The sequence below is a fragment of the Paenibacillus sp. ALE3 genome, assembly GCF_054113405.1.
In genome coordinates this window covers 1460106-1476611 of record NZ_CM134214.1, presented here as the reverse complement: position 1 = coordinate 1476611, position 16506 = coordinate 1460106, and the positions used below count along the sequence as shown (strand labels likewise).

Genomic DNA, 16506 nt, shown 5'->3' with positions numbered 1-16506 from the left:
TTTAACGTTTCCACCTTTCAAGGGATTCCAGCTTGGCCACAGCCTCTCGAAGCGCAAGTATGAGCTCGTCGATATCCTGTTCCGTATGTTCATCACCAAAGCTGATACGTATGCCGCCGGCTGCTTCTGCCTCATTGCGGCCCATCGCCAACAGTACCCGGCTAGGCTCGGCTAATTTTGAAGAGCAAGCCGATTTGGTGGACACTGCCACACCCAATTGCTCCAGCGTATGCAGCAGTACCTCGGCCTTCATGCCCGGATACGAAAAGTGGACAATATGCGGCGCTTCTTTCCCACTGTTCAGCCGCAGTTGTGGGATTGTTTTCACTTCTGCGGCCACCCGTTCTCTCCACTCGATCATGCGCCGTGCAGTCTCTGCTTGTCGTTCGCCCGCCAGCCGTACTGCCTTGGACATACCGACAAGCAGTGGTACATTTTCGGTACCCGCACGAACCCCTTGCTCCTGAGAGCCACCACTAAGCAATGGGAAAAGCTCTACGCCTTCCCGAACGAATAGCAATCCAGCACCTTTGGGTCCACGCAGCTTATGCGCCGAAAGGCTGTACAGATCAGCCTGCCAGCCCCGGAGATCAACCGGCAACTTGCCAAATCCCTGTACACCGTCAATATGAAATAGAACACGGGGGAAGCGCTTTTTCAGCGCAACTCCGATATCTCGCAACGGTTGCACCCTTCCTGTCTCATTATTGACATGCATGATACTGACTAAAATCGTATCTTTACGAACAGCTGCGCAAACCTGTTCGGCACTAACATGACCTTTCTCATCCACAGGTAAAAAAGTAACTTCAAAACCCAAATTTGTCAGCTGTTTGCAAGCTTCGTACACAGACGGGTGCTCTGTCGACACAGTCACGATATGCTTGCCTCTGGTCTGATAGTGCAAAGCCGCCCCCTTAACGGCAAGATTGTTGCTTTCCGTTGCCCCGGATGTGAAGACAATCTCCGCAGGAGATACTCCCAAAGCTGCAGCGCATACTTCGCGCGAGCGCTTGATCAACTTATCCGCATCCTCTCCATACCGATGCATGGAAGACGGATTGCCATAATGTCGTCTCATTACCTCGGCAACGGTTGTAATCACCTCTTCAAAAGGCGGAGTTGTCGCGGCATAATCAAAATATTTCATTAAACTCCCCTTTCTGCCCCACAACTGTTACAACAAAAAAAGACCAAAACAGAGAAAGGCCGCTTCATTACAGCGACACCCTTTCCCCATATTGATCCTGTCTGCGGACCTAATCGAATTGAAATTACGCACTTTTATGCTATAAGCTATAGGGCTTAGATGGTATATTTTTCACGTGCATTCTGAATTTTGGTAATATATCTTTGCGTTTCTACCGGAAGCTTGTCCAGTACAGACATCAACTGCTCATCACTACTTACTCCAAGCCGCTGCACCCGTCCGGGACCTGCATTGTATGCAGCCAGCGCCATATTTTCCTGTCCGTTAAAACGTTTAATCTGGTAAGACAAATAGCGTACGCCAGCATCAATATTTTGTGCAGGATCATAGGGGTCACTAACTCCCAAACCTTGAGCTGTAGCGTCCATCAACTGCATAAGTCCTTTGGCTCCAGCCGAAGAAGTAACCGATGGATTAAATGAAGATTCCGTATCAATAACTGCTTTAATCAAAGCTACCGGGACGCCGTATTTCTGACTTGCCTCATTAATCAAACTATCATACGCTGTAGCTTTTGTAGGTCCATCCGTTGCCGTATTGGAAGAAGCAGGATAGACTGCCAATGACGAAGTCGTTCCCCTCGATGGTCCCAGTTGAAGCCAGAGCAAACCGTTTTCATCTCTGGTAACATCGCCTGAATTTTCTCGAGTGACAGCATTATCTGTTTCCAGCTGACCTACTTGTTCCAGCAATCCAGAAAAAGCATCCGCTGTACCCGTCTGGGTCGTAGCACTCATATTATTTAACAGCTGCATGTCTAACATGGATTTGGACACGCGCGGATCAATTTGCATGTGGTGTTCCCAACTTTCTATAGTTGTTATATCCCAAATAGCTTGTCGTTATTGCTATGATACAACTTTTTACTATGTACTTCCATACTTTTTAATGAAAAAAAGCTCCGTTTCTGTCGAAAAGACAGCGGAGCTAAGATACCGGAACCTTTAACCAACAGGGTTAGCGCACAAATGGGATAAAAGCAAAATAACTCAATGTTGCTAGTGCGCCAAGACCAATCGACCAAATACCGGTTGTTTTACTGCCATTTACATAAGCAAAAAATCCTAAAACTGCTGCAATGGGTCCCAGCACAATAGACCACATAAACAATGATGCGATACCTGCAGCCAGCCCAATATAGCCGGAAATACGACCACTATTGTTAATAACCTGCTCTTCACCCTTGTTCTCATGTCTGGTCACAACTGGTGAGCCAGGAGCAACCTCTGCTGCATATTCCTCACGATGATGGCGGCGCTTGGCAGAGCGTTCCTGAACATGACGAGGATAATCTACACGTTCACGGCTAACATGCTCTTCATTCTTATGCTTATCGTTTTCATGATCTTCCATAATAACTGCACCTCCAAATGGAAATGAATCGTGTTATACATTTACAGAGACTTCGGCTTAAAGGTGTGGCAACAGGTTGCGGCAGACGTTGCAGCCTTATCACGTTCATCTGAACTAAAGCTTTCCCCCGCATATTCTTCTTTAAATTTTTTCCCGGCATGACCATCTACTTCAATCATGATCAAATCTGCCTTGCAAAAGTTGTTTTCTCCCCAATAATGGCAATTGGCTACGCTGCACTTTACGATTGGCTTGGCCTCTTGGCTCATGATCATCACCTCGGATTCATTGTCCCCCCGCTCCCCTGCACCTATGCGTTCATGGCATATGGCAGTTGGTGACATACGAAAAAAGCCGCTTCCCTTCGCCTCCTCCAAACTGGCAGGAAACAAGTAGAAAACGGCTTGCTTGTCTTGTTTTAGTTTTTGATTAGAAATGAATTTCTTGGATTGAATGCTTTAGGCATGAGTACGACGAGTCTGCATCCGGCGCTGTGTCAAATAATCACTTTCATAATAAGTCAGATCATCACGCAATTCTTCAAAGTTTTTCGTAATGTCCATGATCACTTCGCGGGCGGCTGGCACTGGCGTTTTACGGAAGCGGATAGCATCTTGTCCCGTATAAGCATAGCGTCCGTCCTCTGCGTAAGTTTCATTTTTGGGATAAAAAAAGCTGTTCACGCAGTCATGGTATACGTTATACAATGCCTTTTCCGCAAAATCGACGTCAAAGTTGGCACGGCGCAAAGCCACACCCAGCTTTTCATAGGATACTTCGGAAAAAACAAGGACATGGCGGAGATCCGACAAAAAACCTTTGTAAAAAAGTACGGACTCCTCATTACCATCCACAGCCAGTTGCGGCAGAGCATGCTCATTGAGGAATGTTTCCACACGTTTCACGGCAGTTTTCAGTCTTTCCTGCGCCGACTCACATAATTTTTGTACGTTGACTGCTGACATCAAGGCAGCTCCCCCTTATTTGTTGCTTGTTCATCAATTTGGTTACCCGAAAATAGTCCCTTCTAACCGAAAGAGCTGTAATTTTCAGTATTTATCCTACCACAAATAAGCATTGAAAGGTATAAAAACATGCCAATCTCCTCACGCTAAACCATAAATTTATGAATACTCAAGGAGGACGGTTTCATGTCTCGGCCAAAATGGTTAAAACCCCTGCTCGGAGCAGCTGCCGGGGTGCTTCTGATCACACTGATGCTACCTTCACGCGATCACCGCCAAACACCACAGCCCGAATATACGACCAAGATGGTACCACAGCAGGAGAAGCAGCTTAAAAAAGGAATGTTGGCTTTGGACCTGTCCGCTACGGATACCCTCACACGGATGGACGCAAGACAAGATATTCAATACGTATTGCGGGAGCTGAATGGTAAAACTGCCAATCAGAAAAGACAGTTCACCCACACATTGCAGCAATCACACAGTCATCTTCATACGCTCCAGTGGATTCACATTAGGGACGGAAAGACTAACACCTACACAGGCAACAAAGCACAGACAAGTCTGCTGAACCACCCTCAAATTCAAAGCAGCTTGGCTGCGGCTCGTCGTTCCGTCATGCAAAATAAATCCTATGAATCGGCTGCTTTTCAAGTTGAGGGCGGTAAATATTTCATCATGGCTGAACCATCGGCTGATGGAACATGCGGCGTTGCTGCCCTGGTCAGTCAGCAAGTATTGCGTGACGTGGAGAAGCATCAGCGCAAAAATTTGCGTTTAATTCCCTATCCAAAAGAAGGTAGCTACAAAATCGAATCCGTACATCCCGACACATTGCACGATATCACGGTCAAAACGGGTCACGACAACGAAAATGCAAGCCATTATTTTGAAAACGAAATTGTCGTTCGCTTCCGTCACAATCCTGATTCACGACAATTGAAGGAAATTGCAGCAGATTTGCACTGTGAACCAGGCCGTAAGCTTGGTTATACTTATGTATTTCATTCGGATAAAATGAACTTTAAAGAGCTAAAGCAATACTTTTCACAAAAGTGGAACCCGCTTTATGCTGAGCCTCACTATATGTATCTGACCAATGAGAAAGCACCTATCAATGCCGACAGCTCTATTCCTAATGATCTGCTCTTTTCTCGCTATCAATGGAACCTGCCTGCTACCGAAACCAACAGAGGCTGGAAACTAAGCAAAGGCAGCAAAGATGTAATTGTCGCGGTTGTAGATACAGGAGTAGATTTGGATCACCCTGATCTAAAAGGCCAAATTCTTTCTGGGCATAACGTGGTAAACCCGTCTGAAAAGCCTTATGATGACGTCGGTCACGGAACGCATGTCGCCGGCATCATTTCTGCGCTCGTTAATAATGGTGAGGGAGTCGCCGGTATGACGTGGTACAACAAGGTCATGCCGATCAAGGTACTTGACCAATCTGGCTCCGGTACAACTTACTCGGTTGCAGAAGGTATTATATGGGCAGCTGATCACGGGGCCAAGGTCATCAATTTGAGTCTCGGCAACTATGCACAAGCTTCATTTTTACATGATGCGATCAAATATGCCTATGACAAAGATGTTGTATTAGTTGCAGCCACAGGCAATGATAATACGGAGCGACCCGGTTATCCAGCAGCGTACCCTGAAGTATTTGCCGTTTCCGCTACAGATTCTTCTATGCACCGCGCATCCTTTTCTAACTACGGCGATTATGTGGACGTCATGGCTCCAGGTGCAAGTATTGCCAGTACGTATCCTGGGAATCAATATGCTGCACTATCGGGTACTTCGATGGCCAGTCCACATGTATCAGCGTTAGCTGCCCTGATTCGATCCGTTAACCCTGATCTAACCAATAAAGAGGTAATGGATTTAATGAGAGACAGCGTAATTGATTTGGGCACACCAGGGCATGACAAATATTTTGGGTATGGTCAAATCGACGTGTATAAAGCATTGAAAGCAGCACAACGTCCCTATGTTCCCCTGCAATTCTATCCACAGCATTTCAGTGACAAGTTGAAATCCATATTAAAGAAACTGGAAGCCTAGGATACCCCTTTTGGAAAAAGCAGCCATGTTGCTCCATGGCTGCTTTTTTAGGCTTTCTTAACGCTTGGAACTGGTACGGACAGGTCGCTTTCCATGACTGCGTGTATGACAGCATGGGTCACCAGGATCCTTGACAACCACCGGAAATACGTGGTGGGGCACAGGTATAACATGCGCCTGATTGATGATCTCAATCGGATGAACAACAGGTACCACCTGTGGGTAAAATTGATGATTTACAAATTGGATCGGCGGGCACACGACCGGGTCGTAATGACAATGACTCATAATGTGCAACTCCTTTCGGTGAATTAGTACAGCATATTAAGGAGGCATATGCTGTGCTTGGATGTTTAACCCCTAATACAATTATCCCTTATAAAATAGGCTTTCGTTCCATAATGACCGAATGATCAAGAATATCGCCCAACAAATTACATAGCTTGCGCAGACCTGATTTAAGTGTTTCCTTGTCCGTATACGAAAAAGAAATACGGATATGATTACTATCCATACCACCTGCATAGCACACCGCACCAGGCAAAAAGGAAATGCCTTCACGGTCAGCTACCCGCTCCAATTCTGGAATATCCACCATAGAGGGAAGTTTAATCCATACATTGAGACCACCTTCAGGAGCATACCAGGTAACCTCTGGTGGAGCATAGCGCTGGAGTGTATTCAATGCGACAGTTAGACGATCTCGAATTTGTTCTCGCAATGAAACAAGATGCTGGTCAAGTCGGTTCTTGAGAAAAGGTAGCAGTGTTTTTTGCGTTAATAGAGGACTTCCCAAATCCGTAGTTGACTTAGCAGCCACCAAACGATCCATTACACTCCCAGTTGCCGCTACACAAGCTATGCGGCAACCAGGAGCAACGGTTTTGCTGAAACTTTTGATATAGACAACATGCCCGGACTGATCATGCGCCTTGATAGAGAGTGGGGGTTTAGTTTTGTAATACAGATCGGAAAATGGATCATCCTCAACAATGAGACAGTGATAACTTTGAGCCAGATCCAGTAATTGCGTGCGTCTGGCCATCGTCAAAGTTACGCCGGTAGGATTATGAAAGGTAGGTATGGTATAGATCAATTTTGGGGGATGGGTATCACAGAGACGTGTCAAAATATCAATCCGCATACCCTCCTCGTCCATCGGAATCATAATTACTTTGGCACCACGACTAGTGAACACATCAATGGCCCCAGTATAGGTAGGGGCTTCCATGTAGACCACATCTCCTGGACCAACAAACGTACGCGCCACCAGGTCAATTCCCTGTTGAGCTCCGCTGGTCACAAGCAGTTGCTCTGCCACTATACGTATACCGCGTTCACTCAGGTGGTCTGCGAACACTTCTCTTAGTTCTAAATCACCTTCAAAAGTCCCATATGCAGCCATTACATCGGAATGTTCAGAGGATAAACGTTGGGTATCTGCAATAATTTCGCGCGTGGGAAGAAGCTCCGGCTGTATTGCGGCTATATGAAAAGAATAGATAGCCTTTCGGCTATGATTAAAGTTTCTCCATAACTGCGCGCGCGGCAAATAATCGATGAGCGACATCTGCCAAGACAAATCCTGCGTCCGCTCACGATAAATCGGTACTGAAGCTTCCGCCACATAGCAACCTTTTCCCTGTGTACACGTAACCAGATTCATGGACTCCAGCTCGGCATACGCTTTGCTTACAGTTACAGGACTCACCGCAAGCAGACTGGACAGATGACGGATAGAGGGAAGCTTGGTACCTTGAGGTAGTAGCCCTGACTGAATGCGATCCGCTAATGTTTTGGTAATCTGTAAATATAATTTGACACTGCTGTTACGACTGAGATCAATATGCATCGGAACCCTTCCCTCCAAAAATCAACTGTTACATTTAGACGTTTACTGTTATACTTCATTATCGATATAATACAACAAATTTCTTAGCACAGTATAGAACACAGGAGATGATTGGATTGGAATACAAATTTTCGGGTATGGCTCGTACTCAGGGCTCGTCCATGGTAAGGGACATTTTGAAGCTGACACAGGGAACAGATGTATTATCTCTCGCAGGTGGCCTTCCGGCCGATGCCTTCTTTCCCGTCGAAGCAGTTGCTAAAGCCTATGAGCGGGTATTCCGCCTCGGCGGTACTACCGCACTTCAATACGGCCTAACCGAGGGATACATTCCTCTACGGGAACGTTTGGCAGCAATCATGTCATCCCAAGGCATCTCCGTCACCAGAGATAACATCCTCATGACAACAGGCTCGCAGCAGACCATTGATCTAGTTTCACGTGTGTTGCTTGATCCGCAGGATACAGTATTGGTGGAGTCCCCTACTTATTTGGCAGCTCTTCAGGTATTCAATTCCTATGGCGCTAACATTGTAAGTGTAAATACAGACGCTAACGGTATGCAATTAGATGATCTTGAGGCCAAGATCAAACAGCATCAGCCAAAATTCGTGTATGTCATCCCTACCTTCTCCAACCCAGCAGGAAGTGTATGGAGTATGGAACGCAGAACAGGCGTTGTTGAGCTATGCCGTAAATACGGAACTTTGATTTTTGAAGACGATCCTTACGGACGGCTCAAATTTGATGAAAACCTTAACTTCCCATCCCTATTTTCTATTGATCAACAGCTAGGTGGCGATGGTCATGTAATGTACACTTCTACATTCTCTAAAACTGTCGCTCCAGGTGTTCGCTCTGGATGGTTGGTAGCCGATCAAGCCATCGTCGTTAAGACCGCAAATGCCAAACAATCTGCCGATCTGCACTCCAGCAGTATTGACCAGCGTGCTTTGAATGAGCTGTTGGACTTCTTTGATTTGGAGGGACATATACGTACCGTGTCCGCTGAGTATCACACTCGGATGTTGCGTCTTACATCGTTAATGAGAGAACGTCAATGGGAAGGAATCACTTGGAATGATGCACTTGGTGGCATGTTTATGTGGGTTACCTTACCTGAAGGCTTCCGTTCTGATCAGTTGCTGGAACTCGCGATTCAGGAAGGGGTCGCATTTGTCCCTGGACAAGTCTTCTATGCTGACTTAAGCGGCAGTAACCATATGCGAATCAACTTCACGCATACCGATCCTGCCTTGCTTCCAAAAGCAGTTGACCGATTGGATCGGGCACTGAAGCTGTATATGGAGAAAAATGTGGTAAAAAGCGTACGTTAATTCCAGCTTCAAAAGCACGCTACACTGACTACATGCCTCGTCCTCGCACGTTTTTGCGTTAGGAGAGTGTAAATACAATGAAGCCCCCATTGACTATGTTGGGGGCTTCATTCCATAGATATAGCGGACTGCGTAATCCGGCTGCAAATTAAAAAGGGTGCTTCATGATTCCCACAGGAATATGAAGCACCCTTTTTAATGTAATAAATACATTTGGATTAAAAGTTTCTCATGCAAACAGGTCATTAACAAAACAATAATTCATACATTTTTAAAGTGTTGCAGTGGGGAAAGTTTTCCGTAAGCCGGGTTCTGTGCTATTCGTGGTACAGACGGGAACTACCCTCCCACTAAAAGCGACAATCATCTATCTAGGCCGAACATTGCTATCCAGCTCCAGCGACCAACCTAGACACGCCTCGGGCTAAGGCTGCTTCGCGAAGAAGCTGTGTCCCTTTAGGTCTTGCTCCAGATGGGGTTTACCAGGAACGAAGTCACCAGCGTTCCTCGGGGTCTCTTACACCTCGGTTCCATCCTTGCCTGTGCCGCAAGCGGCCATCGGCGGTCCATTTCTGTGGCACTATCCTTCAACTCGCGCTGACTGGACGTTATCCAGCATCCTGCCCTATGGAGCCCGGACTTTCCTCTCGTGGCTTACACCACCAGCGATTGTCTGTTAAACTTTCCGAACAACATTACATAGTATACAGGGAACGCGTGCATGATACAACCCTGTAAATATTGTAAATTATAGAACACTCTTTTACTTGCTCAAATAAAACGGATGTACCTTTCTCTGTAATGAATCATCTGCCACGTAATAAGCAGACCTTCCCACGTATAACGGAATTGAAAGCTTACTAAAATCAGGAACGTCCTCATCTAGGAATAGTTCATCATCCCGGTAGGTCTGCTGTATTTCGCCGACAATCCAGTCATGATCTCCGTAGGTATGAATATCCACTACTTTACACTCATAAGCGAGATACGCTTCCAGCAATATAGGCACATCCACTGAAATCCCGTCTTCATATGCAATCCCAAACTGCTGAAACTTATCTACATCTATACCACTAAAGGTACCTACAGCCTGAATCCATTCCGATCTGTGCGCAGGCAGAAACTGAACACCAAAGCCTCCGCTTTTCTTAATCAGTTCGTAAGAATATGTTTCCTTCCTCAATGAAATGCCATACATGCCCGGTGATGATCCGATATATGTATGCCAGCCTGAGGCCATTACATTATTTACTCCCTCATAACGGGAAGTAACAATTGCAACCATGCCCGGATAGGCATGAATCGCAGAATCGGCTATCAACTTTCGCATACAACCTCTCCCTACGAAAAAATGTAATAGTTCACCTTTATTTTCTCATAGATGTGAAGGTTTTACAAAAATTGAAATGGCTCAGTGTCCACTTCAGATACGTATACTTCCGTTGAGTATCGACCTTCTGCCAAGCGTCTGCGCATCCATTCTGCGGTTTTAGGCTTCATAATCTTTTCTGCGTTATGTCCAGGGTCAATAATAGCAATGCCTGCCATCAGGGCATCGTGAGCCGTGTGATAGTCAATATCCCCCGTCACTAATACGTCAGCGCCTTTGAAAAGCGATTTATTCACATAGCGACTGCCAGAGCCTCCAAGCACGGCTGCTTTTTTGATCATACGGTCCAAGTCACCCACCACACGTACATGCTTAACGTTGAGACCGTTTTTCACAACATCTACAAACTCCCGTAACGTGCGGGCTTCCTTGAGCTTACCCACTCGTCCCAAACCAAAGGTACGGCCTTTCAAATCCATAGGGTATAGGTCATAAGCCACCTCTTCATAAGGATGAGCCTTCAGCATCGCTTGGACAACTTTATTGCGTACCCCCTGCGGTACAATAGTCTCAATACGAACCTCTTCACTACGTTCCATTTTACCCGGCTCACCCAAAAATGGCTGTGTGCCTTCACCTGGTACGAAAGTTCCATAGCCATCAATATTAAAGCTGCAATGGCTGTAGTTGCCGATATGTCCAGCTCCCGCATTCAGTACGGCATCCAGAACACGTTGATGATGTGTTTTGGGTACGAAAACGACAAGCTTGAATAATTGCTCGGTGTGAACATTCTCTAGCGTATCTTCACTTTGAATACCCAGTGCTTCTGCCATCCAATCATTCATGCCGTCCTCAGCCGTATCCAGATTCGTATGACTGATGTAGACAGCAATATCATTCTTGATCAGCTTTTCATACAATCTGCCCGCAGGCTGGTCCGTGTTCAAAGCTTTAAGTGGGCGAAATATAATCGCATGATGTGCAATAATGAGGTCAGCTTTTATGCGGATCGCTTCTTCAACAACCTCATCATTGACATCCAGGGCTACTAATATGCTTTTGATTTCCTTTTGTAGGCTACCCAGTTGAAGGCCAATTCTATCGTCTGGAACTGCCAAGTATTTCGGGGCCAGCTGCTCCATATAGCTAGTTACTGTCTGTCCTTTGGCAAACATGCAAGTACCTCCTCCAGCTGCTCAATTTGCTTGCGCAATTGCTCCTGCTTATGCTGAGCGGATTCCTGATCTGACCGTGCCACTTGCGCCAGTACATCCTGAAGCTTGCGAATCTCCAATTGCCATTTCGAAAAAAAGGTTTCATTTGGTGCTTTGACCAATAACGGTCCGAGTTGCATTAACAAGTCCTCTGTCAGTACCAGCGAACTACCAGGAAGTTCCCATGCCCGATACAGCTCATCCTGTTTCAGTGAGCTTTCAGAAGCAGGTACTGCCGTCAGAACTTCATATATTTTACCGTCTTCCTCCATAATATGTTCATTTTTTAATACCCATTGATGCTTAATTAGCCAGCGTCGTAAAATATCCTCGCCCACGTTGGGCTGTAAAACAAGCTGTTTCACTGAAGCAAGCTTGTCTTTCCCTTGTTCCAAAATGGAAGCAATCAAGGCACCACCCATACCCGCTATCGTAATAACATCTACCTCATTGACCTTAACTACAGCCAAGCCATCCCCTTTTCTAACCGCAATGCGATCTGTAAGGCCTGCTTCAGCCACCTGCTTTTGAGCCGCACGCAATGGTCCATCGTTGACCTCACCCGCTACAGCTTGCGATACTCTGCCGGAGCGCACTGCAGCCACAGGGAGTAGTCCGTGATCCGAGCCAATATCAGCCAATCTGCTACCGGCAGGAATTTGTTCCAAAATATATTGTAATCGCTGAGAAAGTTTCATGACGTCACCCACGTAATCCATTTTTTTCGAGTCCAAAATAAAATCCCTACGACAATAGCCAACTTCAGTATGCTAAAAAACATCACTTCCCCTGCTGCTTGATGGCGCAGGACGACCGTGTCTGCTTCCGCCATAAACACAAGGGTCATGCCTATAGCAAAATAAACCAACGCAAGACGTGGAAAGCGGCGATGTACCCACCAGCTTAATCCAATCAACAACACTGCGTGTAAAATCCAAAATACCTCAAGCATCACTAAAGTAGCTGTAGGCCAATAGCGGCCTATAAGGACCGCATACACTAAAAGCAGCCCAGCAAGACCACAGTAATGAAGCAAGCTGATGCGCAAAGTTAATCCTACGAGACACCATATCAAACCACATAGACCCACCAGCACTAAAAACCAAACCTTAGCTTCACCTTGATGAAGCTGAATGATCCATACACCTGAACCTAGCATAATTACACTGCCTAAAGTGCTCAACATTGCACTCATACTCTTTTCGGAAGACCGCCAAACCGCAGCCATTCCATAGCAAATCGCAGTAGCTGCACTTGCCGAGCATATTTGCATTGCCAACGGAAAAGCGGTAAAATAAAAACCGATCAAACAAATGCAGGAAATAATGACAAAACCAAGAAGCCAGGCGATCCTATGCCCGTGTCTAAGATATGTAAGCAGCCCGGTGTTGTTACGGTTCTGGCTTTGTGCCGGATTTTCATCGTCCCGATACAGATTGGATAGAAAATCGCAATATTGCTCAGGGAGCAGTCGACTTTGCCGCCAATGCTCAATTTCATGTAACAGTATTGTCCGTTTTTTCTCCTGGTCCAAGCTTCTTCCCCTCCACCAAGGCTGCCATGAGATAAAAAAAGACCTTCTGCGCGCTTCAAGCCGCAGAAGGTCCGCAATGTTACGCTTCTATTCGAGGAAATCCTTCAGTCGCTTACTGCGGCTTGGATGGCGCAACTTACGCAGCGCTTTGGCCTCAATCTGACGAATACGTTCACGTGTAACACCGAACACTTTACCCACTTCTTCAAGAGTTCTGGTTCTTCCATCGTCCAAACCAAAACGGAGACGCAAAACATTCTCTTCCCGTTCGGTCAACGTATCCAGTACATCCTCGAGTTGTTCCTTCAGAAGCTCATAGGCTGCTGCATCTGCAGGCGCCAACGCTTCCTGATCCTCAATGAAATCCCCTAGATGTGAGTCATCCTCTTCACCAATTGGTGTTTCCAATGAAACCGGTTCTTGGGCAATTTTCATAATTTCCCGTACTTTTTCCACGCTTAGCTCCATCTCGGCAGCCACTTCTTCCGGCGTAGGTTCACGCCCCAGCTCTTGCAACAGTTGACGCGATACGCGAATCAGCTTGTTGATCGTTTCCACCATATGCACTGGAATACGGATCGTTCTCGCCTGATCGGCAATTGCGCGCGTAATCGCCTGACGAATCCACCAGGTTGCGTACGTACTGAATTTAAAGCCTTTTTCGTAATCAAATTTTTCTACTGCCTTAATCAAACCCATATTACCTTCTTGAATTAGATCCAGGAAAAGCATGCCGCGACCAACATAACGTTTGGCAATACTTACAACCAGACGCAAGTTTGCTTCAGCCAACCGACGCTTAGCTTCTTCATCGCCGTTATTGATCCGTTTGGCAAGCTCCACCTCATCATCAGCAGAAAGCAGCGGTACACGACCAATTTCCTTCAAGTACATCCGGACCGGGTCATTAATTTTAATACCGGGAGGCAGGCTCAGATCGTCATCGAAATTAAAATCATCCCCGTCATTGTTTTCCGGGTCGTCATTTTGACGCAATCTGGTAACTTCTTCGTCGTTATCATTCACAATCTCAATCCCCAAGTCACCCAGCTGCTCATAAAACTCATCCATTTGCTCGGGGTCCTGATCAAACGGCGACAGTTTTTCCATGATATCTTTGTAGTTCAGAGAGGAACTTTTTTTACCCAACTCAATCAGTTGATCTTTAACCTGATCCAGTGTTAATTCCGTCTCCAGTTCAGTATGCTGATCATTCGCCATCTTTCGACTCCCTCCTCCTAGAAACATCCGACCTCTGTGTGTTCATTGTCTCTCTAGGGCTATAATCTCGCTTGCAATTTGTGCTGCACGCAAAAAATCACCTGAGCGCTCAGCGGTTCTCATTTCTTCCCTCTTCAAATCCAGTTGCTCCTGCAATGGAAATTTTCGCACTTGACGAATATAATCATCCAAAATGTGCGGTGCCCATACGCCTGGAGCATCCATCATCATGATCGAACTTACGTTCTTCTCCAGTCGGTCGTCTTGCAAAGATGAAATAAAACGGCTTGTATCCGGTAACTTCCCTTGCGCGTAATAGGCATATAGATAAGCAGCAATTGCTGCATGATCCTCAATATTAAAGGCGTCCCCCAGATGCTTTTCTACATACTCTGCAGCTTCTAAATCCTGCATCATCCAGTGAAGCAGCCTGCGTTCAGCCACATGGTAAGCCGGCAACAGATTGGGCGTAGAGACCTGCCCTTTTTTATGCCTACCATTATTCCACCCATTTTCGTTATTATCCCCAAAGTTCTGTTTTTTTTGCAGGGATTGACGGAGTAAATTGCATTCCTGCTTTAAGGTTTCAAAATCCACCTTGACTTCGGCAGATACTTCGCGCAGATACACTTCCCGCTCAGTCGGGGATGACAGAGGTGCAATGACATTTAATGCTTCGCGGGAATACGCGATTCTTCCTTCTTCCTCTTGCAGTATATGGTTTTTTTTCAGATATATAAGCTTAAATTTCACCGTTGAAACAGCACTTTCGATAATTTGGCGTTGGAAACGTTCAGCGCCGTATTGCCGGATAAAATCATCCGGGTCCATACCATCGCTGACCAACGCTACTTTTACGTGAAGTCCCGCATTTTCCAACAGTGGAAAATTTTTAAGCGCTGCCGCTTGTCCTGCCCGGTCACCATCATAACAAATAATAACCTCGTCGCACAGTCCCTTTAACATCGTAGCATGATGCTCCGTTAAAGCAGTCCCCATGGCGGCCACTCCATTTTGTACGCCAGCTTCCCATGCCGAGATGACATCGCCATAGCCTTCAAAAAGAACACTTTGACGAAGCTTGCGAATTGAGGTCTTAGCATGGTGGAGATTGTACAGCGTTCGGCTTTTGTTAAATAGCTTGGTCTCCGGCGAGTTCAAATACTTCGGCTGCCCCTCGCCAAGTATACGGCCTGCAAAGGCAATAACTTTTCCGTTTCGATTCCAAATGGGAAACATGATACGATCTCTGAATCGATCTACATATCCATCACCCTCATGTCGGGGAGAAATGAGTCCTCCCTTTTCCATCTCGACAGGATCAAAAGAACGCTTCTCTAGAAACTGAACGATCGTATCCCATCGGTTGGGTGCATAGCCAATTTGGAATTGGTCAATGATCTTGTCACTGAATCCCCGTGAACGCAAATATTCCATGGCTGGTTTGCCGTGCTCCGTATTTTTAAGCAAAAAATGGTACATCTTAGAAGTTAGTTCATACGCTTGCAACAGCCTGTCCAACTCAGGATGCTGATGCGATGAATCACGTCCCTGCCATTCGCCGAGCGGAATATGACTTTCTTCTGCCATTGTCCTGACAGCTTCGGGAAAGGATAGTCCTTCGATTTCCATCATAAACTTGATGGCATTGCCTCCCGCGCCGCAGCCGTAGCAGTAAAAAATCTGACGATCCGGTGTCACGGTGAATGAAGGGGTTTTTTCGGAATGAAAAGGACAGAGGCCTTTCATATATTTCCCCTGCTTGGTCAAATGCACGTACTTGCTTACCGTATCTACAATATCATGATGTTGTAAAACTGACTCGATGATATCGTCCGGTATGTTACCTTGTCCGGCACTCATATTAACCACCTTCATCTCTTTAGCACGTAAATATAATTCGATACCGTTACTCATTCTCCTGCAAGCGAAGTAAAAGTTTTGTCAGTTTATGTTGAAAAACTTCACGATCCTCTAATGTAAACGGTTTAGGACCTTTTCCATAACGTCCTTTTTTCCGTTCTTTGGCAGAAGTGTGGCGTCGGTCCAGCATGAAGTCTATCGAATCGTTTCGATAAATCGTTCCGCGAAAAGACATCACTTCACAACCTTTTGCCAAGGCGAGTGCAGCAAGACCATAATCGTTGGTTGTTACAATATCTCCGCGGCGGATATGATTGGAAATATAGAGATCGGCACTCTGGTCGCTTCGGTCTACTTTAACAACGCTTACGCCTTTGCTACCCTGAATGAGATGATCATACGAAGATACCATAATAACGTCAATATGAAAACGGGAAGCTGTCTCTGCAATTTCACTTTTAACAGGACAAGCGTCCCCGTCAACAACGATCCGTACATCCGGGAAATTTCCGGACCCTCCCATGAGCATCCCCCATCTCGTATCCGCATTCGAGTAA

General features: G+C 46.1%; 16 protein-coding genes and 1 other RNA gene. 2 read left to right on the top strand and 15 right to left on the bottom strand.

The window, feature by feature from the left end; translation table 11 throughout:
- Position 1: 1 nt before the first annotated feature.
- The 5 genes from ACXHJ2_RS06730 to ACXHJ2_RS06710 form a co-directional block, all read right to left on the bottom strand.
- A complete protein-coding gene (locus ACXHJ2_RS06730; RefSeq protein ID WP_165079588.1) occupies positions 2–1150 on the bottom strand; it encodes a cysteine desulfurase family protein in 1149 nt (382 codons plus the stop codon).
- 155 nt (positions 1151–1305) lie between these two features.
- Complete coding sequence (locus tag ACXHJ2_RS06725; RefSeq protein ID WP_040103319.1) at positions 1306–2004, bottom strand: lytic transglycosylase domain-containing protein; 699 nt, start codon at positions 2002–2004, stop codon at positions 1306–1308.
- Positions 2005–2167: 163 nt separating this feature from the next.
- On the bottom strand, positions 2168–2563 hold the full coding sequence (locus ACXHJ2_RS06720; RefSeq protein ID WP_025677688.1) for a hypothetical protein: 396 nt from the start codon (positions 2561–2563) through the stop codon (positions 2168–2170).
- 41 nt (positions 2564–2604) lie between these two features.
- Positions 2605–2832 carry a DUF1540 domain-containing protein gene (locus ACXHJ2_RS06715; protein WP_013372120.1) on the bottom strand — a complete coding sequence of 76 codons (228 nt, stop codon included), beginning with the start codon at positions 2830–2832 and terminating at the stop codon, positions 2605–2607.
- 189 nt (positions 2833–3021) lie between these two features.
- Positions 3022–3528, bottom strand: a complete 507-nt coding sequence (locus ACXHJ2_RS06710; RefSeq protein WP_025677687.1) for a YpuI family protein — start codon at positions 3526–3528, stop codon at positions 3022–3024.
- Positions 3529–3714: 186 nt separating this feature from the next.
- On the opposite strand from ACXHJ2_RS06710, the gene ACXHJ2_RS06705 reads away from it, so the two are divergent.
- Positions 3715–5595, top strand: coding sequence for a S8 family peptidase (locus tag ACXHJ2_RS06705; protein WP_165079587.1), 1881 nt, complete (start codon positions 3715–3717; stop codon positions 5593–5595).
- A gap of 57 nt (positions 5596–5652) precedes the next feature.
- On the opposite strand, the gene ACXHJ2_RS06700 is transcribed toward ACXHJ2_RS06705, so the two are convergent.
- Both ACXHJ2_RS06700 and pdxR read right to left on the bottom strand, forming a co-directional pair.
- On the bottom strand, positions 5653–5883 hold the full coding sequence (locus ACXHJ2_RS06700) for a hypothetical protein (RefSeq protein ID WP_013372124.1): 231 nt from the start codon (positions 5881–5883) through the stop codon (positions 5653–5655).
- Positions 5884–5971: 88 nt separating this feature from the next.
- Positions 5972–7447 (bottom strand): MocR-like pyridoxine biosynthesis transcription factor PdxR, encoded by a 1476-nt coding sequence (gene pdxR / locus ACXHJ2_RS06695; RefSeq protein ID WP_165079586.1) that lies wholly within the window; start codon positions 7445–7447, stop codon positions 5972–5974.
- 116 nt (positions 7448–7563) lie between these two features.
- Between pdxR and ACXHJ2_RS06690 the strand changes: the two genes are divergently transcribed.
- The gene (locus tag ACXHJ2_RS06690; protein WP_165079585.1) at positions 7564–8784 is read left to right on the top strand and encodes an aminotransferase-like domain-containing protein; all 1221 of its coding nucleotides are present in this window, start codon (positions 7564–7566) and stop codon (positions 8782–8784) included.
- Positions 8785–9070: 286 nt separating this feature from the next.
- Here the strand turns inward: ACXHJ2_RS06690 and rnpB are convergent.
- The 8 genes from rnpB to ACXHJ2_RS06650 all read right to left on the bottom strand — a co-directional run bounded on the left by rnpB (position 9071) and on the right by ACXHJ2_RS06650 (position 16472).
- An RNA gene (gene rnpB, locus ACXHJ2_RS06685) (RNase P RNA component class A) lies at positions 9071–9469 on the bottom strand.
- A gap of 78 nt (positions 9470–9547) precedes the next feature.
- Positions 9548–10114, bottom strand: a complete 567-nt coding sequence (locus ACXHJ2_RS06680) for a flavin reductase family protein (RefSeq protein ID WP_165079584.1) — start codon at positions 10112–10114, stop codon at positions 9548–9550.
- A gap of 62 nt (positions 10115–10176) precedes the next feature.
- The gene (locus ACXHJ2_RS06675) at positions 10177–11292 is read right to left on the bottom strand and encodes a Nif3-like dinuclear metal center hexameric protein (RefSeq protein ID WP_165079583.1); all 1116 of its coding nucleotides are present in this window, start codon (positions 11290–11292) and stop codon (positions 10177–10179) included.
- Entirely contained in the window at positions 11268–12029 is a 762-nt protein-coding gene (locus ACXHJ2_RS06670) for a tRNA (adenine(22)-N(1))-methyltransferase (RefSeq protein ID WP_165079582.1), read from the bottom strand. Before ACXHJ2_RS06670 ends, ACXHJ2_RS06675 begins: the two co-directional genes overlap by 25 nt.
- Positions 12026–12865, bottom strand: a complete 840-nt coding sequence (locus ACXHJ2_RS06665) for a hypothetical protein (protein WP_165079581.1) — start codon at positions 12863–12865, stop codon at positions 12026–12028. Before ACXHJ2_RS06665 ends, ACXHJ2_RS06670 begins: the two co-directional genes overlap by 4 nt.
- An 87-nt stretch (positions 12866–12952) precedes the next feature.
- Positions 12953–14086 (bottom strand): RNA polymerase sigma factor RpoD, encoded by a 1134-nt coding sequence (gene rpoD, locus ACXHJ2_RS06660; RefSeq protein WP_165079580.1) that lies wholly within the window; start codon positions 14084–14086, stop codon positions 12953–12955.
- A 42-nt stretch (positions 14087–14128) separates the two neighbouring features.
- Positions 14129–16003, bottom strand: coding sequence for a DNA primase (gene dnaG / locus ACXHJ2_RS06655; RefSeq protein WP_016324556.1), 1875 nt, complete (start codon positions 16001–16003; stop codon positions 14129–14131).
- On the bottom strand, positions 15996–16472 hold the full coding sequence (locus tag ACXHJ2_RS06650) for a YaiI/YqxD family protein (RefSeq protein ID WP_165079579.1): 477 nt from the start codon (positions 16470–16472) through the stop codon (positions 15996–15998). The genes dnaG and ACXHJ2_RS06650 overlap by 8 nt, the downstream gene beginning before the upstream one ends.
- Positions 16473–16506: the final 34 nt, after the last annotated feature.

Bases quoted from the DNA above. Each gene is read 5' to 3' on its own strand.
- ACXHJ2_RS06730 (WP_165079588.1), bottom strand. From the start codon at position 1,150: ATGAAATATTTTGATTATGCCGCGACAACTCCGCCTTTTGAAGAGGTG.
- rpoD (WP_165079580.1), bottom strand. From the start codon at position 14,086: ATGGCGAATGATCAGCATACTGAACTGGAGACGGAATTAACACTGGAT.
- ACXHJ2_RS06725 (WP_040103319.1), bottom strand. From the start codon at position 2,004: ATGCAAATTGATCCGCGCGTGTCCAAATCCATGTTAGACATGCAGCTG.
- ACXHJ2_RS06715 (WP_013372120.1), bottom strand. From the start codon at position 2,832: ATGAGCCAAGAGGCCAAGCCAATCGTAAAGTGCAGCGTAGCCAATTGC.
- ACXHJ2_RS06675 (WP_165079583.1), bottom strand. From the start codon at position 11,292: ATGTTTGCCAAAGGACAGACAGTAACTAGCTATATGGAGCAGCTGGCC.
- ACXHJ2_RS06670 (WP_165079582.1), bottom strand. From the start codon at position 12,029: ATGAAACTTTCTCAGCGATTACAATATATTTTGGAACAAATTCCTGCC.
- ACXHJ2_RS06705 (WP_165079587.1), top strand. From the start codon at position 3,715: ATGTCTCGGCCAAAATGGTTAAAACCCCTGCTCGGAGCAGCTGCCGGG.
- dnaG (WP_016324556.1), bottom strand. From the start codon at position 16,003: ATGAGTAACGGTATCGAATTATATTTACGTGCTAAAGAGATGAAGGTG.
- ACXHJ2_RS06700 (WP_013372124.1), bottom strand. From the start codon at position 5,883: ATGAGTCATTGTCATTACGACCCGGTCGTGTGCCCGCCGATCCAATTT.
- ACXHJ2_RS06680 (WP_165079584.1), bottom strand. From the start codon at position 10,114: ATGCGAAAGTTGATAGCCGATTCTGCGATTCATGCCTATCCGGGCATG.
- pdxR (WP_165079586.1), bottom strand. From the start codon at position 7,447: ATGCATATTGATCTCAGTCGTAACAGCAGTGTCAAATTATATTTACAG.
- ACXHJ2_RS06650 (WP_165079579.1), bottom strand. From the start codon at position 16,472: ATGGGAGGGTCCGGAAATTTCCCGGATGTACGGATCGTTGTTGACGGG.
- ACXHJ2_RS06720 (WP_025677688.1), bottom strand. From the start codon at position 2,563: ATGGAAGATCATGAAAACGATAAGCATAAGAATGAAGAGCATGTTAGC.
- ACXHJ2_RS06710 (WP_025677687.1), bottom strand. From the start codon at position 3,528: ATGTCAGCAGTCAACGTACAAAAATTATGTGAGTCGGCGCAGGAAAGA.